Origin of the sequence: Mycolicibacterium novocastrense (assembly GCF_001499835.1) — a bacterium.
GTDB classification, from domain to species: domain Bacteria; phylum Actinomycetota; class Actinomycetes; order Mycobacteriales; family Mycobacteriaceae; genus Mycobacterium; species Mycobacterium novocastrense.
Map to the genome: position 1 here is coordinate 41,301 of NZ_LQIH01000016.1, position 23,202 is coordinate 64,502.

Here is a 23,202-nt window from a genome sequence, read left to right on the forward strand (position 1 = left end):
TATGGCACGCTCCGACGTCCTGGTCACAGCTGACTGGGCCGAGAGCAATCTCAACGCACCGAACATCGTGTTCGTCGAGGTCGACGAAGACACCAGCGCCTACGACGACGGCCACATCGAGGGCGCCGTCAAGATCGACTGGAAGACCGACCTCCAAGATCCGGTACGTCGCGATTTCGTTGACCAGCAGCAGTTTTCGAAGCTGCTGAGCGAGCGCGGCATCTCCAACGACGACACCGTGGTCCTGTACGGCGGGAACAACAACTGGTTCGCCGCCTACGCCTACTGGTACTTCAAGCTGTACGGGCACCAGGACGTCAAGCTGCTCGACGGCGGCCGCAAGAAGTGGGAGCTCGACGGCCGGCCGCTCGTCACCGAGGTGCCGAACCGGCCCGCGACCACCTATACGGCCAAGGCGCCCGACAACAGCATCCGCGCCTTCCGTGACGAGGTGATCGCGGCGATCAACAACAAGAACCTCGTCGACGTGCGCTCCCCCGACGAGTTCTCCGGCAAGATCCTGGCTCCGGCGCACCTACCCCAGGAGCAGAGCCAGCGACCCGGGCATATCCCCGGCGCCATCAACGTTCCGTGGAGCAAGGCGGCCAACGACGACGGCACCTTCAAGTCCGATGAGGCGCTGGAGAAGCTGTACGCCGAGGCAGGCCTGGATGGTGAGAAGGAGACCATCGCTTACTGCCGCATCGGTGAGCGCTCGTCGCACACCTGGTTCGTGCTGCAGGAGCTGCTCGGACACAAGAACGTGAAGAACTACGACGGCAGTTGGACCGAATACGGCTCCCTGGTGGGGGCCCCGATCGAGTTGGGAAGTTGATATGTGCTCTGCCCCGAAACAAGGCCTGACGTTGCCCGCCAGCGTCGACTTGGAGAAGGAGACGGTGATCACCGGCCGCGTCGTGGACGGGTCGGGACAGGCCGTCGGCGGCGCGTTCGTGCGCCTGCTGGACAGCTCTGACGAGTTCACCGCCGAGGTGGTCGCGTCGGCCACCGGCGACTTCCGGTTCTTCGCCGCGCCGGGCACGTGGACGCTGCGCGCGCTGTCGAAGGTCGGCAACGGCGACGCCGTCGTCGCACCGTCGGGCGCGGGTATCCACGAGGTCGACGTCAAGGTCGCCTGACGCTTTAAAGCTCGAGACTGAACTTGTGTGCGACGATCCGCGAGATCCCGCACACAAGTTCAGTTTCGGCGCACAGGGGTCGGCGGCTCAGCGGTGATGCGGGCCGACGCATTCGGCCTTCCGCGGCCGACTAGACTCGTGCCCGTGGTGCTGTTCTTCGAACTCCTGCTCGTAGCCGCGACCCTGGTGATCACCTGGTTCGCGTTGTACGCGGTGTACCGGCTGATCACCGACGAGTCGTGACGTCCGGGGACGACGCAGTAGCGGCCGCGGCAGAACGAGCGAAAACGACGGCCGCGCGCAACATCCCGGTGTTCGGCGACCTTCCCGCGCCGTCTGACACCGCCAATCTCCGCGAGGGCGCCAACTTCAACGATGCGCTTCTGGCACTGTTGCCGCTCGTCGGTGTCTGGCGCGGCGAGGGCGAGGGTCGCGGTGCCAACGGTGACTACCGGTTCGGCCAGCAGATCGTGGTCTCCCATGACGGCAGCGACTACCTGATCTGGGAAGCGCGCTCGTGGCGGCTCAGCGAGTCCGGCGAGTTCGAGGCGCACACGCTGCGCGAGTCCGGGTTCTGGCGCTTCGTCAACGACCCGGCCGACCCGTCCGAGTCCCAGGCCATCGAACTGCTGTTGGCTCATTCCGCGGGCTATATCGAGCTGTTCTACGGCCGCCCCCTTTCCCAGTCATCGTGGGAGCTGGTCACCGATGCGTTGGCGCGCAGCAAGTCCGGGATGCTGGTCGGCGGCGCCAAACGGCTGTACGGCATCGTCGAGGGCGGCGATCTGGCCTACGTCGAGGAGCGTGTCGACGCCGACGGCGGCCTGGTCCCCCACCTGTCGGCCCGGCTGTCGAGGTTCGCCGGATGATGCGCGCCGTCATGGTCGTCGCCGGCCTCGCCGCGGCCGCAGCGCTCGCAGGTTGCGCATCCGAGCAACCAGCCGAGCAGCAGCCCACCACGTCCCAAGCCCCGGCCCAGACCACCACGTCTCAGGCCCCGGCTGAGACCACCACGTCCGAGACCCCCTCCGGTCACGGTTCGCTGGCGCAGTGCCTTGACGAGCACGGCGTACCCGCGGCGCCCGGACCGGCCGCCGGCCCGCCTCCCGGCGTCGACGCCGAGACCTGGAACAGGGCCATGCAGGCGTGCGCAACCTTCGCGCCCGGACCCGCCGGCTAAGCCAGTTGCTGGGCCTCACCCGCCTCGGCCAGCCACTGGCTGCGCAACTGCGCCAGCGTGCCGTCGTCGCGTAGCGAGTCGACGACCAAGGAGACGCAGGCGGTCAAGCCGCTGTGTTTGGCGAGCACCAGGCCGAACTGCTCCGGGGCCTGGTCGCCGGCCGGTAGCTGGCCGACCATCATCCCGTCGCGCAACTCGCCGACGATCGCGAACGCGGTGGGCAGATCGGCGATCAGAGCGTCGATTTCGCCGCCCGAGAGCGCGAGCTTCGCATCGCCGTTGGTCTCGTACACCTCGACCGCGTTCCCTCCTCCGACCGCCAACGCGGCGGTGTGGCTGGTGGTGGCGACCTGCGCCCCCAGCCGCAGCCCCTTGAGGTCGTCGAGGTTTCTCACACCGGCCGCCGGCGAGCCCTTGACGGTGACGACGGCCTGATTCACGTCGAAGTACGGCGTCGAGAAGTCGACGGCGGCCCTGCGCTGTTCGGTGATGGAGAACTGGTTCAGGTTGGCGTCGAACGATTTGGCGCCGGCGGCGACGGCTTCGCCGAAAGGCACCCGCACCCACCGCACGTCGGTGGCGGCGTAACCGAGCCGGTTCGCGATGGTGTACGCCAGCGCCGATTCGAAGCCCTCCCCGTTGGCCGGGTTGTCGCCCATGTACCACGGCGGGTACACCGGCCGATCGGTACCGAAGGTGAAGATTCCCTTGTACAGGGTCGCCAGCTTGTCTTTGTGACAGGTTTGCGGGCTCGCCGAGCTGTAGGGCTCGGCTGTCGGCGCACAGGCCGTCATGGTCGCGAGGGCCGCCAGCAGCACGCCGAGCTTCTTGACGATGCGCATGCGCCGCATCATCGCCCGGCGCACCGATGAATCGCGAGTCCAGGAGCGCAACGGTTCGCTACCGATTCGGCCATCAGAGATGGGGCGGCCCCCGAGCCGTGTGTTCCTGGCGGACAAAACCGAGGGGCTCGGGGGCCGGGTGACTGCGGGGAATTCGCCAGCGCGCGCAGGCGCGAAGAGCCTCAGCTCATTCCCCTGGCGCTGCTAGCTCGCAGCCACCTCACAAGTCCATATGTCACTCAAAATCTCGGACCACCTCCTCTCCTGTGTACGAGCGACGCTACCCGCGCACGCAAGAGGCGACAACCGGATTTCGGGCGATTCAGCGTTCAGCGATCACGCACGATCGCGGCGTCGACGAGTTCGGCGAACTCGCCCGCCAACGGGCTCGGTGGCAACGGCGTGCCGTCGAGGGTGTGCACCCGCGCCGCCAACGTGATGCTCGACACCAGCCAAACACCTTGCGCTGCAAGCAGATCCGCAGGTCGCAGCGAGCGGTAGTCGCAGTCATATCCCTTGTCGCGGGCGACCTCGAACAGCGCCTGCTGCGTGGTGCCGCGCAGGATCGGGAACCACGGCGGTGGAGTGAAGAACGCGACATCGCCCGCGCCGGGTGCGGACTCCGCGGCGATCACGACCGTCGAGCGCGGCCCCTCCAGGATGAAACCGTCAGTGCCGACAAAGATCACGTCGCCCGCGCCGTTGCGCTCGGCATGTCGTAACGCGGCCATGTTCACCGCGTACGACAACGTTTTGGCACCGGCGAGCAGCCACGGCATCTCGCCGGCGCCCTCGGACGCGAGTCCGCGCGCCAGGGTCAGCGCGGCAAGGCCGTTACGCCGCACCTCGGCCACTCGCGCGGGTAACGCCCCGACCGTGGCGAACGCCGTCGGCGGCGAACCGCCTTCCCGTCCCCTGCTGTAGACCAACCGCAGCACACCCTCCTCGCCCGTCTGCGAGGTCCACTGGGCCACCGCAGCCGACACCGCGGTACGCCAGCGCGACACGTCAGGGTCGGGAAGGTCGATCAGGCGCGCCGACTGCGTGAGCCGCGACAGGTGGGCGTCGAGCAGACATGGCCGGCCATCGCGGATCAGCAGCGTCTCGAAGACACCGTCGCCGCGGACCGCCGCGAGGTCGTCGGCATGCAGCAGCGGCGCCGCGGGGTCGTGCAATCGCCCGTCGAGGGTCACCACGACCCCGGGTTCGCCAGCCATGAGGCCACAGCGTAGCCGCGCAGCGCTCAGCGCCGAACGTAGAGTTGACCTGTGACAACTTCTGGACCCGCCGTTCCTGCGCCCGACACCGGACCCGATGCCGGCGCCGTATGGCATTACGGCGATCCGCTGGGCGAACAACGGGCCGCCGCCGAGGACGCCGTCGTCGTGGACCGCTCGCATCGTGCCGTGCTCACGCTGACGGGTGCCGAGCGCAAGACGTGGCTGCACAACCTCACCACGCAGCACGTCAGCGAGCTGCCCGACGGCGCCGTCACCGAGAATCTCAGCCTCGACGGGCAGGGTCGTGTCGAAGATCACTGGGTACAAACCGAACTCGGTGACATCACCTACATCGACACCGAACCGTCGCGGGGCGAGCCGCTGCTGGGCTACCTGCGAAAGATGGTGTTCTGGTCCGACGTCGCGGTGGAAGCCGCGGATCTGGCGGTGTTGTCCCTTCTCGGGCCGCGGTGGGGTGACCGGGAATTGCTCGACGCGCTCGGCGTCGATTCGCTACCGGCGAAACAGACGGCCGTCGCGCTCGCCGACGGTGGGTTCCTGCGTCGGCTCACCGCCGACGAACTCGACCTGGTGATCCCGCGTGCCGAGGTGCAAACGTGGTGGCGACGGCTCACCGATGCCGGCGTCAGGCCCGCGGGAGTGTGGGCCTACGAGGCGCATCGGGTCGCGGCCCTGCGGCCACGCCTGGGGGTGGACACCGATGAGCGCACGATCCCGCACGAGGTCGGCTGGATCGGCCCCGCCGTGCATTTGGACAAGGGCTGCTACCGCGGACAGGAGACGGTCGCGCGGGTGCACAACCTGGGTAAGCCGCCCCGAATGCTGGTACGGCTGCACCTCGACGGTTCGAGCGACCGACCGGCCACCGGCGACCCGGTGCTGGCCGGCGGCCGGGCCGTCGGCCGGCTCGGCACCGTGGTCGACCACGTCGACGAGGGGCCGGTGGCGTTGGCGCTGCTCAAACGCGGCCTGCCCGCGGACACCGAATTGACCGTCGACGGCTCGCCCGCCGTCATCGACGCGGACTCGCTGCCGCCGCCTGATGTCGCAGGTGCCGGGCGGCGAGCGGTCGAACAGCTGCGGGGCGGCGCACGGCCGTGACGAGGGCCTGCCAGCGCCGCGGGGCCAGGCACGGTAAAGTGTCGGCAGGACGATAAAAGACAGATCAGATCGGAGCCGCCTACCAATTGGGCCGCTCCGTTATTGCGCGAGGGGGTCCCCCCATGGGCCGCGGCCGGGCGAAGGCAAAGCAGACCAAGGTTGCTCGTGAGCTCAAATACAGCTCACCGCAGACCGATTTAAAGCGGCTTCAGCAAGAGCTGTCGGGCGCTTCCGAGAACGACCTGAACGGCACCGATCCGGTGGCCGACGAGTGGGTCGACGAGGACGACTGGCGCCGCTGACCCCTAGAAGCGCGGGTGCCGACCCACGAGTTCGGCTCGCGGGCCCTCTTTACCGCCCTTTTTGACCGTTCCCAGCGTCCAGCAGTTCAGGTGGCGCGCGGTCAGGATCGCCAGAGCACGGTCGGTGTCTTCCGGCGCGACGATCGCGACCATCCCGACACCCATGTTGAAGGTCCGCTCCATCTCCACGCGCTCGACCCGGCCGCGCTGCCCGATCATCGCGAACACGGGTGCGGGAGTCCACGTGCCGCGGTCGATTTCGGCGACCAAACCGTGCGGGATCACGCGCTCGAGGTTTCCGGCCAAGCCGCCGCCGGTGACATGGCAGAAGGTGCGAACCTGGGTCTCGGCGGCCAGCGCCAGGCAGTCCTTGGCGTAGATCCGGGTCGGCTCCAGAAGCTCCTCGCCCAGCGTGCGGCCGAATTCCTCGACATGGCCGGCCAGGTTCATCCTGTCGATCTCGAGCAACACCTTGCGCGCCAGTGAATACCCGTTGGAGTGCAAGCCGGTCGAGGCCATCGCGATCAGCACGTCGCCGGGCTTGACCCGATCCGGGCCCAGCACGTCATCGGCCTCCACCACGCCCACCCCGGTCGCCGAGATGTCGTAGTGGTCGGGCGCCATCAGACCCGGATGTTCGGCCGTCTCACCGCCGAGCAGCGCGCACCCGGCCTGCAGGCAACCGTTGGCGACGCCTGCCACCAGTTCGCTGATCCGCTCGGGGACCGTGCGGCCCACCGCGATGTAGTCCTGCAGGAACAGCGGTTCGGCCCCACAGACCACCAGATCGTCCACGACCATCGCGACCAGGTCGATTCCGACCGTGTCGTGCTTGTCCATGGCCTGGGCCACCGCCAGCTTGGTACCCACGCCGTCGGTTGACGAGGCGAGCACGGGCTCCCGGTAGCCACCGCGCAGCGCGAACAGTCCCGCGAAGCCGCCGATACCGCCGCGCACCTCGGGTCGGGTCGCCTTCTCGGCGAGCGGTTTGAGGAGTTCGACGGCGCGGTCACCGGCTTCGATGTCGACCCCGGCCGACGCGTAGGAGATGCCGGCAGGTTCGGCGCGTTCGGTCATCGCGGTAAAGGCTACCGGTGTTCGTCGCGCCGCGGTAACCGCCTTCGGCCGGTGTCCCCCTGCCGAGATGTCGCGCGAATCGCGGCCGTGTGCCAATCTGACCGCTCATGACAACAGTTCGCTGGTACGCGTGTGCCCTGTGCGTGTCGGTGACGGTCGCGTCGGCGTTGTTCGGTTCGGCCGCCGCGTCGGCGACACCGGCATCCGGCGTCCAGGCCAGGACGCTCTCGGAGGCGACGGTCGACGGAATCGACTACGTCACCCGCGAAATCACCATCGCGCCCGGCGGCAGCACCGGCTGGCACTATCACGAGGGCCGGGTGTACGGGGTGATCCGCGAAGGCACGCTCACCCACGATGCCGCGGCGAACTGCACTCCCGACGGCGTCTACCCGCCGGGCGCGCCCATCACCGAGGCCAGCGGCCCGGCCAACGTGCACATCGGCCGCAACCTGGGCCCCACGCCGTTGGTGATGTGGGTGCTCTACATCAAGCCCACGGGCACCCCGCTGTCGGTGGACATGCCCGATCCCGGCTGTGGGTTTGCCTGACGGCCAAACCGGCGATCCCGGCGGGGTGACTGACGACATCCGTTGCTTGGTGACGGGAGCGACCGGCTACATCGGTGGCCGGCTGGTGCCCTCGTTGCTCGACCGCGGCCACGCGGTGCGCGCACTGGCTCGCAACCCCGACAAACTCGACGCCGTTCCGTGGCGCGACCGTGTCGAGGTGGCCCGGGGTGACCTCGGGGACGCCGACTCGCTGCGAGAAGCGTTCGCCGGTACCGACGTCGTCTACTACCTGGTGCATTCGATGGGCAGTTCGTCCGATTTCGTCGAAGAGGAGGCGCGATCGGCCCGCAACGTCGTGGCCGCCGCCCGCCAAGCGGGCGTCAAGCGACTGGTGTACCTGGGCGGCCTGCACCCGGCGGGAGCCGACCTCTCCCCGCATCTACAGTCCCGGACCGACGTCGGCGAGATCCTGCTCGAGTCGGCCATCGAGACCGTGGTTCTGCAGGCCGGAATCGTGATCGGTGCGGGTTCGGCGTCGTTCGAGATGATCCGCCACCTGACCAACCGCCTACCGGTGATGACCACGCCGAAGTGGGTGCACAACAAGATCCAGCCCATCGCGATCGACGACGCGTTGCACTATCTGGCAGAGGCGGCCACGGCGCCGGTGCCCACGTCGCGCACGTGGGACATCGGCGGGCCGGACGTGTTCGAGTACGGCGAGGCGATGCAGGTTTACGCCGAGGTGTCGGGACGCCGGCGCCGCGTGATGGTCGTATTGCCTTGGCTCACACCGACAATCGCGAGCTGGTGGATCGGGTTGGTGACCCCGCTTCCCGGTGGGCTGGCCCGGCCGCTGGTGGAGTCGCTGGAGTGTGACGCGGTGATGGCCGACCACGACATCGACGACGTCATCGCGCCGCCCGCCCGCGGTCTCACCGGTTACCGGGAGGCGGTGGCCAAAGCCCTGGAACGCGGACCGTTACCGACCGATCCCCACTGGGCGCACGTCGGGCGGTAGGGGCAACAGTCAGGGCCGGCGAAGCGCCGAGACGTTGTCGTTGCCGGAGTGCAGCGGAATACCGCTCTTGGCGGCCGTCGAGAGCATGTGTTCGATCACGTTCTTGCCCAACGCCGATTCCCCCGGCAACTCGATCGGGTACTTGCCGTCGAAACACGCGCTGCACAAGCGCGACGCGGGCTGTTCGGTGGCCGCGATCATGCCCTGCTTGGAGATGTAGCCGAGCGTGTCGGCGCCGATGGCGTGGCGGACCGCCTCGAGCATCTCGTTCTCGTCGTCGACGGCGTTGGCGATGAGCTCCGCCGGGGTGGCGAAGTCGATGCCGTAGAAGCAGGGCCACTTCACCGGCGGGGATGCGATGCGCACGTGCACCTCGACCGCCCCCGCCTCCCGCAGCATCCGGATCAGGGCGCGCTGGGTGTTACCGCGCACGATCGAATCGTCGACGACGATCAGGCGCCGCCCGCGGATCACCTCCTTGAGCGGATTCAGCTTCAACCGGATGCCGAGCTGCCGGATGGTCTGGGACGGCTGGATGAACGTGCGCCCGACATAGGCGTTCTTCATCAGGCCCTGGCCGTAAGGGATTCCGGACTCCTGCGCGTAGCCCACCGCCGCGGGCGTGCCCGACTCCGGCACGCCGATCACCAGGTCGGCCTCGACCGGCATCTCCCTGGCCAGCCTGCGCCCGATGTCGACGCGCGTCGCGTGCACCGATCGGCCTGCCAACGTGCTGTCCGGCCGTGCGAGATAGACGTATTCGAAGACGCAGCCCTTGGGCTCCGGGCTGGCGAACCGGGTGGAGCGCACCCCGTCCGCGTCGATCGCCAGCAGCTCACCCGGTTCGATGTCGCGGACGAAGGAGGCGCCGACGATGTCGAGCGCCGCGGTCTCCGACGCGACGACCCAACCACGGTCCAACCGCCCCAACGCCAACGGCCGCACCCCGTACGGGTCGCGTGCGGCATACAGCGTGTTCTCGTCCATCCACGTCAGACAGAACGCGCCGCGGACGGTGGGCAGTAGCTCCAGCGCGGCCTGCTCGAGCGTCGAATCGGCCGCGCCGTGGGCCAGCAGGGCGCCGAGGATGTCGGAGTCGGTGGTCGCCACCGGAGCGCCCCTGGTTTCGAGCAATCCGGCCTCGCGGGCTCGGGCCGCCAACTCGGCCGCGTTCACCAGGTTGCCGTTGTGTCCCAGGGCGACGCCGGTGCCGGCCGACGTGTTGCGGAACACCGGCTGGGCGTTCTCCCACGTGGTGGACCCGGTGGTCGAATAGCGACAGTGCCCGATCGCGACGTGGCCCTCCATCGCGGCCAGCGTCTGCTCGTCGAACACCTGACTCACGAGGCCCAGATCTTTGAAGACGAGCACCTGCGAGCCGTCGGCGACGGCGATGCCCGCGGCCTCCTGACCGCGATGCTGCAAGGCATACAGGCCGTAGTACGTGAGCTTGGCGACCTCTTCACCCGGCGCCCAGACGCCGAATACGCCGCACTCTTCGCGGGGTTCGTTATCCGTATCCGTCTGCTCGCCGGTCACGATAGGGCTGCTCCGAGGGGAGGGTGGCTGATGCCACGAGTCTACGGGCATCTGTGAACCGCAACGACGTTGTGGGGCGTGTCGTGGGACACGTTGATTTCCCGGTCGCGCGTTCACTGCGACATCGCCCTTCGACCCCTAACATTCGCGTCAATAGTTTCATATGCAAGGGGTTGGGGGGTGGTCGTGACCGCGACCGACGTGGCAGTTGCCGAACGCGTGAATGCCCAGGAGAGCGACGGTGCCCAGCCTCCGTGGTGGCCGCTGCGCACCCGAATCGCGTTTCGCTTCTGCCTCGTCTATTTCGGCCTGTTCTGCCTGTGGTTCATCCAATTCACGTTGGCGTTCGTCGGATTCGTCGGTCAGTGGCTACCGGATCATGGGGTCTTGTGGCAATGGATCACGCTCGGGCCCCTCGCGCGGTGGGTCGGGCGCCACGTGTTCGGCGTGGACGCGCAGCTGCATCTGGACTCGGGCAGCGGCGACCAGGCGGCCATGTGGGTGCTGATGTTCTGCGGGCTGGTGTTCTCGACCGTCGCCACCGCGGGGTGGTCGGTGCTCGACCGCCGTCGTGCCTCGTACCCGCGATTGAGCGCCTGGTTCTTCGTGTTCTTGCGCATGTTCCTCGGCGCCCAGATGTTGCTCTACGGGTTCGCCAAGGTGATTCCGATCCAGATGCCGGCGCCGCCGCTGTCGGCGTTGTTGCGGCCCTACGGCGACTTCAGCCCGGTCTCGGTGCTGTGGCTGCAGGTGGGTAGCTCCTACCCCTACGAGATCTTGTTGGGCTCTGCCGAGGTCCTCGCCGGGACGCTGCTGTTCGTGCCGCGCACCGCGACGCTCGGCGCCTTGCTGAGCCTGCTGGGTATGGGGCAGGTCTTCGTCCTCAACATGACCTTCGACGTTCCGGTCAAGATCTTGTCCTTCCATCTGGTGTTGATGAGCCTGCTGCTGCTGGCCCCGCAGGTTCGCGAACTCGCCAATGTGTTCGTGCTGCACCGCACGCCCGCACCCGTCACGTATCCGCCCCCCTTCGAAACCCCGCGGGCGAACCGGATCGCGACGGGGGTCCAGATCTCGGTGGGCATCGCGGTGTCGGTCAGTTGTGTGGTGCTGAACTGGCAGGGCTGGCAGACGTACGGCGGTGGACGCGACAAGCACGACGCGTACGGCATCTGGTCGGTCACCGAGTTCCATCTCGACGGCGCGAAACGTCCACCATTGACCACCGACGAGCAGCGCTGGCAGCGCGTCGTTTTCGACGAGCCGGGATTGGTGACGTATCAGCGCATGGACGGCGAGTTGGTCTCGGCGCCCGCGGTTTTCGACGACACGGCGGGCACGCTCAATGTGCCCGGCACGGCGACCTTCACCGTCGCGCGGCCCACCCCGGACCATCTTCGTCTCGACGGGCACCTCGAGGGCAGGCCGGTCGCCATGTCACTGCGGCGCATGGATTTGAACAGCTTCACGTTGCACAGCCGCGGCTTCAACTGGGTTCAGGACCATGGCTACTTTCGGTGACGTCGCCGGCCGGTCGCACGACCGGCAGCCAGTCGGCGATCTCACCGGCGCGTGAGCCCGACATCACCAGCGTTCCATCCGCTGCGGCGTCGGCCACGGTGATCAGGCCGGTGGCCAACAGCAGCCAGGTTCGCGGATCGGTCTCGACCACGTTGGGCGGGTTGCCGCGTCGGTGCGCGGGGCCTTCGATGCACTGCACCGCGACGAACGGCGGCACGCGAACCTCCACGCTGGAACCCGGTGCCACCGCCGCGAGCGTGCGCGCCGTCAACCGGACCGCCTCGCCGAGTTCGGTGCGCGACGGTGCCGCATGCGAGTCGTTGCGCAGCCATTCGGCCAGCGCGGCCACCGCGGCGCGGGTCTTCGCCGGATCGGCTGTATGACGGGCGGCCATAACCTACTGTCTCAAAGTGTTTGTCGACCGTCACAAGCCGCCGTACAAGGTGGCCGGTGCGGTGCTGCTGATCGTCGCCACGGTTGCGGCAAGCCTGCTCTACCTCCAGTTTCGCGGCGACCTGAGCCGCAAAGCGCAACTGACCGTGGTGTCGCCGCGCGCGGGCCTGGTAGTCGAACGGGGAGCCAAGGTGACCTACAACGGTGTCGAGATCGGCCGGGTCAGCGCGATCTCCCATGTCGACGACACCGCCGGGAAGCCCGCGCAATTGTCGTTGGAGGTCAATCCGCGCTACCTGGAACGGATTCCGGCGAATGTGACGGCCGAGATTCGGGCCACCACCGTGTTCGGCAACAAGTACATCTCGCTGGAGTCACCCAACGTCGCTTCTCCACAACATATCTCGGCCGGCGCCGTGATCGAGGCATCCGCGGTGACCACCGAGTTCAACACGGTTTTCGAGACGGTCATCGCACTGGCCGAGAAGGTGGACCCGATCAAGCTGAACCAGACGTTGTCGGCGACCGCGGAGGCGCTCAGCGGCCTCGGCGGTGACGGTTTCGGTGAATCGCTGCTGAACGGCGACCGGATCCTCGCCGACCTCAACGCACGGATGCCACTCATCCGCACGGACACTCGCCTGCTGGCCGATCTCGCCGAGGTCTACGCCGACGCGTCGGTGGACCTGTGGGACGGGCTGCGGGACGCCGCGACGTCGGCGCGCACGTTCGTCGAGCATCGCACCGACGTCGATACCGCGCTGATGGCCGCGCTCGGTTTCGCCGACGTGGCCGCCGACACCATCGAACGCGGCGGCCCTTATCTCGTGCGAGGCGCCGCGGATCTGGTGCCGACGGCGGAGTTGTTCGATTACCACAGCCCCGCCATCCTGTGCTCCATCCGCAAGTACGCCGAAGTGCAGCCTCGGGTGGCGAAGACGTTGGGCGGCAACGGGTATTCATTGACCGGTGGCGGTGGCGTCCTCGCCGGCGCCGGCAACCCGTACATCTATCCGGACAACCTTCCACGGGTTAACGCCACAGGCGGGCCGGAAGGCCGCCCGGGCTGCTGGCAGGACATCACCCGTGACCTGTACCCGACGCCGTACCTGGTGATGGACACCGGCGCCAGCATCGCGCCGTACAACCACATCGAGCTCGGCCAGCCGATGTTCATCGAGTATGTGTGGGGCCGCCAAATCGGCGAATTGACCATCAACCCTTGAGGAATCAGTCGGGGAATCCGAACAGTCTCACCACGCCGTGGTCGCGCCCGGCGGTGTAGCCGCCGTCCACCGCGATCGCCTGACCGGTGACGAACGACGCATCGGGTGAGACGAGAAACGCTGCGACCGACGCGATCTCGTCGGGGCGCCCCCGCCTCTGCAGCGCATGCTCTTCGGTGATGGACTGCAGTGGTCCCTCCATACCCTCGAGGCCCATCACGCTTTCCAGCATCGGGGTGTCGATGAAACCGGGACAGATGGCGTTCGCGCGAATACCGCTGGGGCCGTAGTCGAGTGCGATGTTCTTGGTCAGGATCACGACGCCCCCCTTTGCGGCGTTGTAGCTGCTGCCGCCTGCCGTCCCCTCCAACCCTTCAACGCTGGCCAAGGTGACGATCGATCCGCGCTCACCGCCCACCCGCGGTTGTTCGATCATCTTCGCCAGGGCGGCCTTGGCCACCAGGAACGTCCCGGTGAGGTTGACCGCGATGACGCGGTCCCATTCGGCGCGGTCGAGCAGGTGTACCGGCCCGCCACCGGCCACCCCCGCGGCGTGCACGACCCCGTCCAGGCGACCCCCGACCGCGGCGAAGACGCCGCCGATCGCACGCTCGTCGGTGACGTCGGCGCCGACGAACTCGAAGCCGTCGCCCAGGTTCTCGCGGGGCTCGGCCACATCGGTACCGATGACCGTGCCGCCCTCGGCGAGCAGGCGTCTCGCGGTGGCCAGGCCGATGCCCGACGCCGCACCGGTCACGACGAAGGTCCGCGACCGGGCCCGCCCCGATGTGCTCATGACCGGGACTCTATGCGCCGCTGCACGGCCAGCGCCGCCAATGCCGCGGCTTCGTTGGCTGCCAAGTGCGCGAGCATCGGCGCCACGACGCTGCCCGACCGAGCGTGCAGCCACCCGAACAACCAGCCCGCGACGCCGGTGAACAGGACTGTGCCCAGGATCGGGTTGCCGGTGATGCGGGCGTCCATGATGTGCCAGAGACCGAATGCCACCGCCTGCAGCAGGCGCCCGCGCGCGGGCTGGAAAGCGGTCTCGGCGGCGTTGCCCAACGTCGCGCGGTAGGCGACCTCCTCGGGCCACACGGTACCGATCGGGATGTTCAGCGCCATCCACCGCACCGGACGGTCCGGCAGTTCCCGGGCAGCCATTCCGCGCCGCACCGGCGGGATCGCGGTGGCGACGGCGACCCCCAGCCCGATCGGCACGGCCACGGCCAGTCCGTAGCGCAGGCCCGACCACAGCGCTGGTGGGCGCAGCCCCAGCGGTGGGCGCGCGAGCGCGTAGACGCCCGCGCCCAGTGCGGCATTCCACATCGGGTGGAATCGCACCCGGGGCGCGATGAAACTCCACACCACCAGCACGACCGCGATCGCGGCGGCACGAAACTTCCCCGCCTGGACCACTATTGGGGTCCGCCCTTGGAGTCGGATTCGGCCAGGGCGGTGCGGATGCGTTCGGTGTCCTCGGGAGTCCACCCCGGGGGCGGCGCCACCGCGGCCCACCCGTCGAGCACGAGGTCGCCGTAGTTGTGGCCGTGGCCGCCGGGCACGGAACTTGCATTCGTCATATCGGCGGCGACCTGCCCGAAGGTGACGATCGGATACCACCGCATCGATGCGGTGCGGTCGATGCCGGGCGGTTCGCGCAACCAGTCGGGCCGAGTGGTCAGCAGGTCGGTCGACCACCACACGATCGGATCGGAGGGGTGCTGCAGGAACAACACGCGCGTGCCCTCCCACGGCGTGGTGGCCACCTTCGCGATCTGCGCGGGATCGGTGGCCTGGGAGAAGCGCACGGTGCGGCCGTTGTCGTACCGCGGTTCGACTTCGGGGGTTCGGGGATCACGCCGCTCGGTGATCGCCCTCCACAGCGGGCTGGCGTTCGGCGGGCCCACCCACAACACCGAGGAGAAGCCCATCCGCGAGATGTCGGGGAGCCAGTCGAACGCACCCTGGCCTGCCATCGAACCGAGGCTCTCCCCGTAGAGCACGAGCTTGGGTCGCCGATCCTCTGGAAGTTGTTCCCAGCGTTGATGAATCGCGTCGATCATCATGCGCCCGGATTCCATCGACTTCTGCTGGTCGCCGAGGAAGGAGATCCAGCTCGGCAGGAAGGAGTACTGCGAGCCCACCAGGGCGGTGTCGCCGTTGTACATCATCTCCAGCGACCGGGCGGCCACGGGGTTGATCCAGCCGGTGCCGGTGGTGGGGACGATCACCAGCAGCTCGCGCTCGAATGCACCGGTGCGTTCGAGTTCGCTGAGCAACACCGCCATCCGCTGCTCATCGGTCTCGGCGGTCTGCAGGCCGACGTACACGCGGATCGGCTCTTTGGCGGGCGTGCCGTTCAGTTCGGTGAGCTCCCGGGCGTCCGGACCGGTCGCGACGAAGTTCCGGCCCTGATAGCCCAGGGTGTCCCAGGCTGCGAACGACTCTGGGCTGCCGGACTTCTCGGGCTCGATCGGCTGGATCACCCCCGCCCTGGTGGTGGTGTTCTGCGGCTGGAACACGCGGTTGGCGCCGGCGAGGAAACCGCGAACCAGGACACCGTTGATCAGCATGATGGCGAGCACCACGACGATCGCCGTGCCGATGAACAATGCCACCTCGTCGTGCAGATGCCACCGGCGGATGAAGAACCGGGCCATCGTCTTGATGATGTCGAGCAGCACCCGGGCGATGGCCACACACACCGCCCCGACGAGCACCGCGAGCACCAGCGTGCGCAGGTATCCGAACGTCGTGGGACCTTCCATGCCCATCACCGCCGACACCTGACGCTGCCATGCGGCGGCGGGGATCACCATGAGCACGCTGGCCGCGATCGCCAGCACCACCGTGACACTCTCGGCCGCCCACAGCACCGGCTTCGCGGGCGGCCACCAACTGACCCGCCGTAACACGAAGCGGCGCACCATCTTCGCCACAAAGACGCCGATGCCGTAGCCGATCGCGGCGTTGATGCCGCCGATCAGCCCCGCGAACAACCAGTCCCGGGGCAACAGCGAGGGGGTCAGCGAAAGGCAGAAGAACAGTGCGCCGAAGGCGATTCCGACGAAGTCGAGGCGGAGCAGGCGCCACGCCCAGATGTATATGGGGTGTTGTTGTCGGGTGGTCTCGCTCACCCGAACAACCTGGGCAGCACGCTCTCCGACGTGCTGCGCAGGTCCTCCAAAGTGACGCTGAACTGACCCTGGACCTCGACGGCGGCCCCTTCATCCCCGCCGGCCCCGTCCACCACGCCGATGCGGGTGGCGGGCAGTCCGCGGGCCTCGCACATCGCGCGGAAGCGGCTCTCCTCGGTGCGCGGCACCGCGACAAGGACCCGGCCCGCCGATTCGGAGAACAACATGACGAACGGGTCGCTGCCCTCGGGAAGCACGATGCGGCAACCGGTCTCACCGCGAAGTGCGGCCTCGACGACGGCCTGGATCAGGCCGCCCTCGGACAGGTCGTGGGCGGCCGAGACCAGCCCGTCGCGGGATGCCGCCGTCAGCACGTCGGCCAGCAGTTTCTCGCGCTCGAGGTCCACCTTCGGCGGGAGACCGCCGAGGTGGTCGGCGGTCACCTGCGCCCAGATGGACCCGTCGAGCTCGTCGCGGGTGTCACCGAGCAGCATCAGCGTCTCGCCGGGTTCGTCGCCGAATCCGGTGGGGATGCGCCGTTTGACGTCGTCGATCACCCCGAGCACACCGACCACCGGGGTGGGCAGGATCGCGGTGGTGCCGGTCTGGTTGTAGAAGCTCACGTTGCCGCCGGTGACCGGAATCCCCAGTGCCGCAGCGCCGTCGGCGAGACCTCGTACGGCCTGGCTGAACTGCCACATGACGCCGGGATCCTCCGGGGAGCCGAAGTTCAGGCAGTTGGTCACCGCGACCGGTGTTGCGCCGGTGACCGCGACGTTGCGGTACGCCTCGGCCAGCGCCAGTTGCGCGCCGGTGTAGGGGTCGAGCGCGGTGTAGCGGCCCGACGCGTCGGTCGAGATCGCGATGCCGCGGCCCGTCGCCTCGTCGACCCGCAGCAGGCCGCCGTCGGCGTCCTCGGCCAGCACGGTGTTGCCGCGCACGTAGCGGTCGTACTGCTCGGTGATGAACGCTCGGCTGCACAGGTGTGGACTGCCAAGCAGCGCAAGCAGAGTCGCCTTGAGTTCGTCACCGGTCGACGGTCGCGGCAGTTTGGCGGTGGTGTCGGCGTTGAGCGCGTCCTGTGTCTCGGGCCGCTGCACCGGCCGCTCGTAGACCGGGCCCTCGTGTGCGACGGTGCGCGGCGGCACGTCGACGACGGTCTCACCGTGCCAGGTGATCTGCAGGCGATCGCCGTCGGTGACCTCGCCGATGACCGTGGCCAGCACCTCCCACTTACGGCAGACGGCCATGAACTTGTCGACGTTCTCGGGTGCGACGACCGCGCACATGCGCTCCTGCGACTCGCTCGACAGGATCTCGGCGGGCGTCATGTTCGCCGCCCGCAACGGCACCGCATCCAGCTCGATGCGCATGCCGCCGTCGCCGGCCGATGCGAGTTCGGATGTGGCGCAGGACAATCCGGCTCCGCCGAGGTCCTGAATGCCGACCACGAGGTCAGCGGCGTACAACTCCAGGCAGCATTCGATGAGCACCTTCTCCATGAACGGATCGCCCACCTGGACGCTGGGCAGCTTCTTGCGTCCGGAGGCCCCGGATTCGTCGCCGCCGAACGTCTCACTGGCCAGCACGCTGACGCCGCCGATGCCATCCAGCCCGGTGCGGGCGCCGAACAGGATGATCTTGTTGCCGGTGCCCGACGCGAACGCCAGGTGCAGGTCCTCCTTGCGCAACACCCCCACACACAGCGCGTTGACCAACGGGTTACCGCCGTACGACGCGTCGAACACGGTCTCGCCACCGATGTTGGGCAGTCCCAACGAGTTGCCGTAGCCGCCGATACCGCGCACCACCCCGTCGACGACGCGGCGGGTGTCGGGCGCGTCGGCTGCACCGAAACGCAACTGGTCCATCACCGCGACCGGACGTGCGCCCATGGCCATGATGTCGCGAACAATGCCGCCGACACCGGTGGCCGCTCCCTGGTAGGGCTCGATGTAGGACGGGTGGTTGTGCGACTCGACCTTGAAGGTGGCGGCCCAGCCGTCACCGATGTCGACGACGCCGGCGTTCTCGCCGATGCCGGCCAGCATCGTCTTGCGCATTTCGTCGGTGGTGGTCTCGCCGAAGTAGCGCAGATGCACCTTCGACGACTTGTACGAACAGTGCTCGCTCCACATGACCGAATACATCGCGAGTTCGGCGTCGGTGGGCCTGCGGCCCAGAATTTCGCGGATCCGCTGATACTCGTCGTCCTTGAGGCCGAGTTCGCGGAACGGCTGGGGGTGATCGGGAGTGGCGGCGGCTCTGTCGACGGTGTCTACAGTGTTCAAGGCGTGGGTTAGCTCCGACGTCACGAGGCCATTCTAGGTTGTCCGCCGTCTCGGGCACCCGACACGCGCCTAGCCCCAGATTCGCGCGAGCGCGTCGGCCAGGGCACTCGGGTCCTGCGTGTCGGCGTTGCAGCTCACGGCCACCGACGTGTGCCGGTCTCGATCGATCCGGAAGTCGGTGAGGAAGCCGCCCCAGGACCCGTCATGGCCCAGCGCGCCATCGGCGTATTCGTATATGCCGGCGCCGTACCGGTCACCCTCTCCCGTCTCGACCGCCCCGGCCAGCTGGGCGTCGAGCAGTTTGCGGCCGCCGACTTCGCCGGTGCGGTAGTTGTCCGCCCAGCGCACCAGTTGGCTCGGCGCGGTCTGGATCGAACCATCACCGACCTGCTGCCATGCGGTCCGCGCCGGGGTGTATTCACCGTCGGCCTCCGTGTAGGGCACCGCGGCGCCGGGGACCGGGCCGGCGGGGTCAAGGACCATGGCCAGCTCGAGCGGCCAGAAGATCCGCTCGGCCAGGAACGCCGAGAGCGGTTGTCGTGCGGCCCGTTCGACGATCTCGGCCAGCAGCACGTAGTTCGAGTTCGAGTACTCGAACGCCGTGCCTGGCTCGAAGTCGAGTTCGGTCACGGACCCCAATACCCTCAGGGCGTCGGCGTTGGTGGTGCGGTCGGTCAACGCGAAGCCGGCGTCTTCGAGTAGCCCCATGTAGTCGGGAATCCCGCTGGTCTGATGCATCAGCTGCCCGACGGTGACCGTGCCGGCCCACGGCGGAAGCCCGGCAACGTGCATCGTCAAGGTGTCGTCGAGCGCGAGCTGCTGTCGGCCGGCCAGCAGCAGGATCGCGGTCGCCGTGAACTGTTTGGACACCGAGGCGATGTCGAACGCGGTGTCGGTGCTGATCTGGGCACCGGTGGCGACGTCAGCGAGGCCGCGGGCTCCGACCCAGACCACGGCGCCGTCGACGCCCACCGCCGCCGAGCACCCCGGAGAGCCGGATGCGACGACGTCGACCAGCAAGTTCTGGCTGCGGACGGGGCGATCGTCGGATTCGACCGCTGTCTCGACCGGGGGCGCGGGGGCTTCGGCTGCGCAGGCGCTGATCAGCAGCGCGGCGGCCAGGGCCGCCGTCACCGCACGGACCGGTCGAGTCACAGGATCGACGGTAAGGGGGTGCGCTCGGTTTCACACCCGTTCTACGGGTGGTCGGACGAACCGATGCAGAACTCGTTCCCGTCCGGATCGGCCAGCACCACCCATCCGAAATCGCCCATGCTGTGCCGCCCTTTCTCGGTGGCGCCGAGTTCGACCAGCCGCCTGACCTCCGACTCGACGTCGTCGGCGCCCAGATCCAGGTGGAGTCGATTCTTACCCGGTGTGGGATCGTCGACCTTCTGGAAGCCGAGGCCGGTGGCGCCGTCGGGAGGCGAGACCGTCACGAAAAAGCCTGGCGCCATTGGGTTTACCTGGCCACCCAGGGCGCGGGCCCACCACTCGGCGAGCCGGTCGGGATCGGTGCTGTCGAAGGTGACGTTGAACACGGCGAGGGCCATGGCGCCGACCTTAGATCACCGCGGTGACAGAAATGCCGTCAACGCCGCGGCGTAGGCGGTGACGTCGTCTGCGCCCATCACCTCTCGTGCGGAATGCATGGCCAGCTGGGCGGCGCCGACGTCGACGGTCGGGATGCCGGTGCGCGCCGCGGTCATCGGCCCGACCGTCGACCCGCACGGCAGGTCGGCCCGGTGTTCGTAGCGCTGTAGCGGCACCCCGGCCTGCGCGCATGCCAGCGCGAACGCGGCGGCGGTGCGTCCGTCGGTGGCGTAGCGCAGGTTGGGCTGCACCTTGAGCACCGGTCCGGCGTTGACCTCGATGAGGTGTCCCGGCTCGTGGCGCTCGGGGTAGTTCGGGTGGGTGGCGTGCGCCATGTCGCCGGACGCCACCATCGAGCCGGGGAGGCGCCGCAGGAAATCCTCGCGCCCGCCGCCCGCACTGAGCGTGATGCGCTCGAGCACGGTCAGCAGGAGGTCGGACTGGGCGCCGTGGTCGGACTGCGATCCGACCTCCTCGTGGTCGAACAGCACCAGCACCGGCGAATATCCGCTCGGCTCGGCCGCCAGGAACGCCTCCAGCCCGGCATAGCAGGTCGCCTGGTTGTCCAGCCGCGGGGCGCTCACCAGATCGCGGTCCGCACCGACCAGGCGCGACGGTGTCAGGTCATGGGTCATCAGGTCGGCGCCCAGCACGTCGTCGGCCGCCACCTCGGCCTGCTCGGCCACGTAGTCCAGGAACGACCGGGGCCCGCTCCCGACGCCCCACACCGCGTTGACGTGGCGCTGCGGGTTCAGCTCGACGGCCTTGCGGTCCTCGGCGAGGTGGATGGCCAGCTGAGGCACCCGCAGGATCGGCTCGTCGATCCGCACCAAGCGGTGCACCAACCCGCTGCCGGTGCGCACCGACAACCGGCCGCTGATCCCGAGATCGCGGTCGAGCCACGAGTTCAGCCACGCGCCGCCGTAAGGCGCCAGCGCAACCACTCGCCAACCCGAGACGAACCGGTCAGGGTGCTGTTTGACCCGAAGGTTGGGGCTGTCGGTGTGGGCGCCGACGATACGGAACGAGGAGTTACGGCTACCCCCGTCGGTGCGCCAGGCGATCAGCGAACCGGCGCGCAGGACGAAGAAGTTCCCGTGGGTGGGCCAGGCGTCGGCTTCGGACAATTCGCGAAAGCCGGCCTCGCGCAGGCGCGCCGCAGCCGTCTCGCAGACGTGGTACGGCGACGGCGACGCGTCGATGAACTCGCACAGTCTCTGGGGGCTAGCTGCCATTCCTTCATCTTTACCGGTGAATCAAGATCATTGACGCTAGGGTCCAGTTGTGCCCGAGATCCAACCGCAACCGGTGCTCGAACCGTTGACGCCTGCGGCCGTCTTCCTGGTGGCGACCATCGTCGACGGTGGGGAGGTGACCGTCCACGACGCGCTGCCCGATATCTCGGGGCTGGTGCGGGCCATCGGTTTCCGCGATCCGGCCAAGCGGCTGTCGGCGATCACGTCGATCGGGTCCAACGCCTGGGACCGGCTGTTCACCGGCCCCCGACCGGCCGAACTGCACCCTTTCGCCGAGATTCGCGGCGACCGCCACCACGCCCCGGCCACCGACGGTGACGTGCTGTTCCATATCCGGGCAGAGTCGATGGACGTCTGTTTCGAGTTGGCCACCAAGCTGGTCGACGCCATGGCCGGCGCGATCACCATCGTCGACGAGACGCACGGCTTCAAGTTCTTCGACAACCGCGACCTGATGGGCTTCGTCGACGGCACCGAGAACCCCGACGGTGCGCTCGCGCGGTCGGCCACCCAGATCGGTAACGAGGACCCCGATTTCGCCGGCGGCTGTTATGTCCACGTGCAGAAGTACGTGCACGACATGACCGCGTGGAACTCCCTGTCGGTGGAGGAACAGGAGCGGGTGATCGGCCGCACCAAACTCGACGACATCGAACTCGACGACGACGTCAAACCGGCCGATTCCCATGTCGCGCTCAACGTGATCACCGACGGCGACGGCAACGAACTGAAAATCGTTCGGCACAACATGCCGTTCGGCGAGATCGGCAAGGGCGAGTTCGGCACCTACTACATCGGGTATTCGCGGACGCCGGCCGTCACCGAGCGGATGCTCGACAACATGTTCCTCGGCGACCCGCCCGGGAACACCGATCGCATCCTGGACTTCTCGACCGCGTTGACGGGCGGCCTGTTCTTCACCCCGACGCTCGACTTCCTCGACGATCCTCCCCCTCTGCCCGGTTCGGTCACCCCCGCCGAATACGGGGGCTCGCTGGCCATCGGCAGCCTGAAAGGAACCCGCTGATGAACAATCTGTATCGCGATCTCGCACCGATCACCGCAGCCGCCTGGGCGGAGATCGAGCTCGAGGCGTCACGAACCTTCAAGCGTCACATCGCCGGTCGTCGCGTGGTGGACGTCAGCGAGCCGGGCGGCCCGGTCGCCGCCGCGATCAGCACGGGCCACCTGCGCGACGTGACACCTCCGGGCGACGGCGTGGTCGCGCACCTGCGGGAGGCCAAACCGCTGGTGCGGCTTCGCGTGCCGTTCACGGTGTCGCGCACCGCGATCGACGATGTCGAGCGCGGTTCGCAGGACTCGGACTGGGATCCGGTCAAGGACGCCGCCATGAAGTTGGCGTTCGCCGAGGACCGGGCGATCTTCGAGGGTTATGCGGCGGCGTCGATCGAAGGCATCCGGGCGTGCAGTTCGAACACCGCGCTCGCGCTGCCCGACGACGAACGCGACATCCCCGACGTCATCTCCCAGGCGCTCTCCGAGTTGCGGCTCTCCGGCGTCGACGGCCCGTATTCGGTTCTGCTGTCGGCGGAGGTGTACACCAAGGTCAGTGAAACCACCCAACACGGCTATCCGATCCGCGAGCACCTCAACCGGCTCGTCGACGGCGACATCATCTGGGCGCCGGCCATCGACGGTGCATTCGTGTTGTCAACGCGCGGAGGCGATTTCGACCTACAGCTGGGCACCGATGTGTCGATCGGATACCTGTCGCACGACGCAGCCACCGTGCAGTTGTATCTGGAGGAGACGCTGACGTTCCTGTGCTACACCGCCGAAGCCTCGGTGGCCCTGACCCCTTGACCTC

The 23,202-nt window shown here is 68.1% G+C and carries 24 protein-coding genes; 12 read left to right on the top strand and 12 right to left on the bottom strand.

Annotated elements, in window-relative coordinates; all coding sequences use genetic code 11:
• Position 1: 1 nt before the first annotated feature.
• From AU072_RS13895 to AU072_RS13910, 4 genes are all read left to right on the top strand, one after another.
• A complete protein-coding gene (locus tag AU072_RS13895) occupies positions 2 to 835 on the top strand; it encodes a sulfurtransferase (RefSeq protein WP_064414305.1) in 834 nt (277 codons plus the stop codon).
• A 1-nt stretch (position 836) separates the two neighbouring features.
• Positions 837 to 1,139: a DUF1416 domain-containing protein gene (locus AU072_RS13900; protein ID WP_059098314.1), complete on the top strand. Its 303-nt coding sequence runs from the start codon at positions 837 to 839 to the stop codon at positions 1,137 to 1,139.
• 239 nt (positions 1,140 to 1,378) lie between these two features.
• Positions 1,379 to 2,008 (top strand): heme-binding beta-barrel domain-containing protein, encoded by a 630-nt coding sequence (locus tag AU072_RS13905; protein ID WP_064414306.1) that lies wholly within the window; start codon positions 1,379 to 1,381, stop codon positions 2,006 to 2,008.
• Positions 2,008 to 2,319 carry a hypothetical protein gene (locus AU072_RS13910; protein WP_064414362.1) on the top strand — a complete coding sequence of 104 codons (312 nt, stop codon included), beginning with the start codon at positions 2,008 to 2,010 and terminating at the stop codon, positions 2,317 to 2,319. The genes AU072_RS13905 and AU072_RS13910 overlap by 1 nt, the downstream gene beginning before the upstream one ends.
• Here AU072_RS13910 and AU072_RS13915 read toward each other — a convergent pair.
• Positions 2,316 to 3,161 carry an ABC transporter substrate-binding protein gene (locus AU072_RS13915; protein ID WP_120270954.1) on the bottom strand — a complete coding sequence of 282 codons (846 nt, stop codon included), beginning with the start codon at positions 3,159 to 3,161 and terminating at the stop codon, positions 2,316 to 2,318. The two genes, AU072_RS13910 and AU072_RS13915, sit on opposite strands and share 4 nt — an antisense overlap.
• A gap of 329 nt (positions 3,162 to 3,490) precedes the next feature.
• Entirely contained in the window at positions 3,491 to 4,378 is an 888-nt protein-coding gene (locus AU072_RS13920) for an aminodeoxychorismate lyase (RefSeq protein WP_064414307.1), read from the bottom strand.
• Between the two features lie 51 nt (positions 4,379 to 4,429).
• On the opposite strand from AU072_RS13920, the gene ygfZ reads away from it, so the two are divergent.
• Positions 4,430 to 5,503, top strand: coding sequence for a CAF17-like 4Fe-4S cluster assembly/insertion protein YgfZ (gene ygfZ, locus AU072_RS13925; RefSeq protein WP_064414308.1), 1,074 nt, complete (start codon positions 4,430 to 4,432; stop codon positions 5,501 to 5,503).
• Positions 5,504 to 5,625: 122 nt separating this feature from the next.
• A complete protein-coding gene (locus AU072_RS13930) occupies positions 5,626 to 5,805 on the top strand; it encodes a DUF3073 domain-containing protein (RefSeq protein WP_064395225.1) in 180 nt (59 codons plus the stop codon).
• A gap of 3 nt (positions 5,806 to 5,808) precedes the next feature.
• On the opposite strand, the gene purM is transcribed toward AU072_RS13930, so the two are convergent.
• Entirely contained in the window at positions 5,809 to 6,882 is a 1,074-nt protein-coding gene (purM, locus tag AU072_RS13935; RefSeq protein ID WP_064414309.1) for a phosphoribosylformylglycinamidine cyclo-ligase, read from the bottom strand.
• Positions 6,883 to 6,989: 107 nt separating this feature from the next.
• Between purM and AU072_RS13940 the strand changes: the two genes are divergently transcribed.
• Positions 6,990 to 7,433, top strand: a complete 444-nt coding sequence (locus AU072_RS13940; protein ID WP_064414310.1) for a cupin domain-containing protein — start codon at positions 6,990 to 6,992, stop codon at positions 7,431 to 7,433.
• 25 nt (positions 7,434 to 7,458) lie between these two features.
• On the top strand, positions 7,459 to 8,415 hold the full coding sequence (locus AU072_RS13945; protein ID WP_082680823.1) for an NAD(P)H-binding protein: 957 nt from the start codon (positions 7,459 to 7,461) through the stop codon (positions 8,413 to 8,415).
• A gap of 9 nt (positions 8,416 to 8,424) precedes the next feature.
• Here AU072_RS13945 and purF read toward each other — a convergent pair whose 3' ends face one another.
• On the bottom strand, positions 8,425 to 9,954 hold the full coding sequence (purF, locus tag AU072_RS13950; protein WP_064414311.1) for an amidophosphoribosyltransferase: 1,530 nt from the start codon (positions 9,952 to 9,954) through the stop codon (positions 8,425 to 8,427).
• 186 nt (positions 9,955 to 10,140) lie between these two features.
• On the opposite strand from purF, the gene AU072_RS13955 reads away from it, so the two are divergent.
• On the top strand, positions 10,141 to 11,475 hold the full coding sequence (locus tag AU072_RS13955; RefSeq protein ID WP_235629871.1) for a DoxX family protein: 1,335 nt from the start codon (positions 10,141 to 10,143) through the stop codon (positions 11,473 to 11,475).
• Here the strand turns inward: AU072_RS13955 and AU072_RS13960 are convergent.
• Positions 11,441 to 11,869 carry a sterol carrier family protein gene (locus AU072_RS13960; RefSeq protein ID WP_064414312.1) on the bottom strand — a complete coding sequence of 143 codons (429 nt, stop codon included), beginning with the start codon at positions 11,867 to 11,869 and terminating at the stop codon, positions 11,441 to 11,443. The genes AU072_RS13955 and AU072_RS13960 overlap by 35 nt on opposite strands.
• Positions 11,870 to 11,885: 16 nt before the next feature.
• Here AU072_RS13960 and AU072_RS13965 point away from each other — a divergent pair, with 16 nt between their 5' ends.
• Positions 11,886 to 13,094, top strand: a complete 1,209-nt coding sequence (locus AU072_RS13965; RefSeq protein WP_064414313.1) for an MCE family protein — start codon at positions 11,886 to 11,888, stop codon at positions 13,092 to 13,094.
• Positions 13,095 to 13,098: 4 nt separating this feature from the next.
• Here the strand turns inward: AU072_RS13965 and AU072_RS13970 are convergent, their stop codons facing one another.
• The 7 genes from AU072_RS13970 to AU072_RS14000 are packed head-to-tail and all read right to left on the bottom strand — an operon-like array spanning position 13,099 to position 21,353.
• Complete coding sequence (locus AU072_RS13970) at positions 13,099 to 13,890, bottom strand: SDR family NAD(P)-dependent oxidoreductase (RefSeq protein ID WP_064414314.1); 792 nt, start codon at positions 13,888 to 13,890, stop codon at positions 13,099 to 13,101.
• Complete coding sequence (locus tag AU072_RS13975; RefSeq protein ID WP_064414315.1) at positions 13,887 to 14,513, bottom strand: Rv0804 family intramembrane glutamic endopeptidase; 627 nt, start codon at positions 14,511 to 14,513, stop codon at positions 13,887 to 13,889. Before AU072_RS13975 ends, AU072_RS13970 begins: the two co-directional genes overlap by 4 nt.
• On the bottom strand, positions 14,513 to 16,234 hold the full coding sequence (locus AU072_RS13980; protein ID WP_064414316.1) for an alpha/beta hydrolase: 1,722 nt from the start codon (positions 16,232 to 16,234) through the stop codon (positions 14,513 to 14,515). Before AU072_RS13980 ends, AU072_RS13975 begins: the two co-directional genes overlap by 1 nt.
• Complete coding sequence (gene purL / locus AU072_RS13985; protein ID WP_064414317.1) at positions 16,231 to 18,549, bottom strand: phosphoribosylformylglycinamidine synthase subunit PurL; 2,319 nt, start codon at positions 18,547 to 18,549, stop codon at positions 16,231 to 16,233. Before purL ends, AU072_RS13980 begins: the two co-directional genes overlap by 4 nt.
• Positions 18,550 to 18,594: 45 nt before the next feature.
• The gene (locus AU072_RS13990) at positions 18,595 to 19,680 is read right to left on the bottom strand and encodes a serine hydrolase domain-containing protein (protein WP_064414318.1); all 1,086 of its coding nucleotides are present in this window, start codon (positions 19,678 to 19,680) and stop codon (positions 18,595 to 18,597) included.
• 41 nt (positions 19,681 to 19,721) lie between these two features.
• The gene (locus AU072_RS13995) at positions 19,722 to 20,078 is read right to left on the bottom strand and encodes a VOC family protein (RefSeq protein WP_064414319.1); all 357 of its coding nucleotides are present in this window, start codon (positions 20,076 to 20,078) and stop codon (positions 19,722 to 19,724) included.
• Positions 20,079 to 20,093: 15 nt separating this feature from the next.
• Positions 20,094 to 21,353, bottom strand: a complete 1,260-nt coding sequence (locus AU072_RS14000; RefSeq protein ID WP_064414320.1) for a M18 family aminopeptidase — start codon at positions 21,351 to 21,353, stop codon at positions 20,094 to 20,096.
• Positions 21,354 to 21,402: 49 nt separating this feature from the next.
• Between AU072_RS14000 and AU072_RS14005 the strand changes: the two genes are divergently transcribed.
• Positions 21,403 to 22,401 carry a Dyp-type peroxidase gene (locus tag AU072_RS14005; RefSeq protein WP_064414321.1) on the top strand — a complete coding sequence of 333 codons (999 nt, stop codon included), beginning with the start codon at positions 21,403 to 21,405 and terminating at the stop codon, positions 22,399 to 22,401.
• Positions 22,401 to 23,198 (top strand): family 1 encapsulin nanocompartment shell protein, encoded by a 798-nt coding sequence (locus AU072_RS14010; protein ID WP_064414322.1) that lies wholly within the window; start codon positions 22,401 to 22,403, stop codon positions 23,196 to 23,198. The genes AU072_RS14005 and AU072_RS14010 overlap by 1 nt, the downstream gene beginning before the upstream one ends.
• Positions 23,199 to 23,202 lie beyond the last annotated feature (4 nt).

Coding starts and splice junctions, on each gene's coding strand:
- AU072_RS13930 (WP_064395225.1), top strand. CDS start 5,626: ATGGGCCGCGGCCGGGCGAAGGCAAAGCAGACCAAGGTTGCTCGTGAG.
- AU072_RS13970 (WP_064414314.1), bottom strand. CDS start 13,890: ATGAGCACATCGGGGCGGGCCCGGTCGCGGACCTTCGTCGTGACCGGT.
- AU072_RS13910 (WP_064414362.1), top strand. CDS start 2,008: ATGCGCGCCGTCATGGTCGTCGCCGGCCTCGCCGCGGCCGCAGCGCTC.
- purM (WP_064414309.1), bottom strand. CDS start 6,882: ATGACCGAACGCGCCGAACCTGCCGGCATCTCCTACGCGTCGGCCGGG.
- AU072_RS13940 (WP_064414310.1), top strand. CDS start 6,990: ATGACAACAGTTCGCTGGTACGCGTGTGCCCTGTGCGTGTCGGTGACG.
- AU072_RS13995 (WP_064414319.1), bottom strand. CDS start 20,078: ATGGCCCTCGCCGTGTTCAACGTCACCTTCGACAGCACCGATCCCGAC.
- AU072_RS13960 (WP_064414312.1), bottom strand. CDS start 11,869: ATGGCCGCCCGTCATACAGCCGATCCGGCGAAGACCCGCGCCGCGGTG.
- AU072_RS14010 (WP_064414322.1), top strand. CDS start 22,401: ATGAACAATCTGTATCGCGATCTCGCACCGATCACCGCAGCCGCCTGG.
- AU072_RS13920 (WP_064414307.1), bottom strand. CDS start 4,378: ATGGCTGGCGAACCCGGGGTCGTGGTGACCCTCGACGGGCGATTGCAC.
- AU072_RS14000 (WP_064414320.1), bottom strand. CDS start 21,353: ATGGCAGCTAGCCCCCAGAGACTGTGCGAGTTCATCGACGCGTCGCCG.
- AU072_RS13915 (WP_120270954.1), bottom strand. CDS start 3,161: ATGCGCATCGTCAAGAAGCTCGGCGTGCTGCTGGCGGCCCTCGCGACC.
- AU072_RS13900 (WP_059098314.1), top strand. CDS start 837: ATGTGCTCTGCCCCGAAACAAGGCCTGACGTTGCCCGCCAGCGTCGAC.
- AU072_RS13895 (WP_064414305.1), top strand. CDS start 2: ATGGCACGCTCCGACGTCCTGGTCACAGCTGACTGGGCCGAGAGCAAT.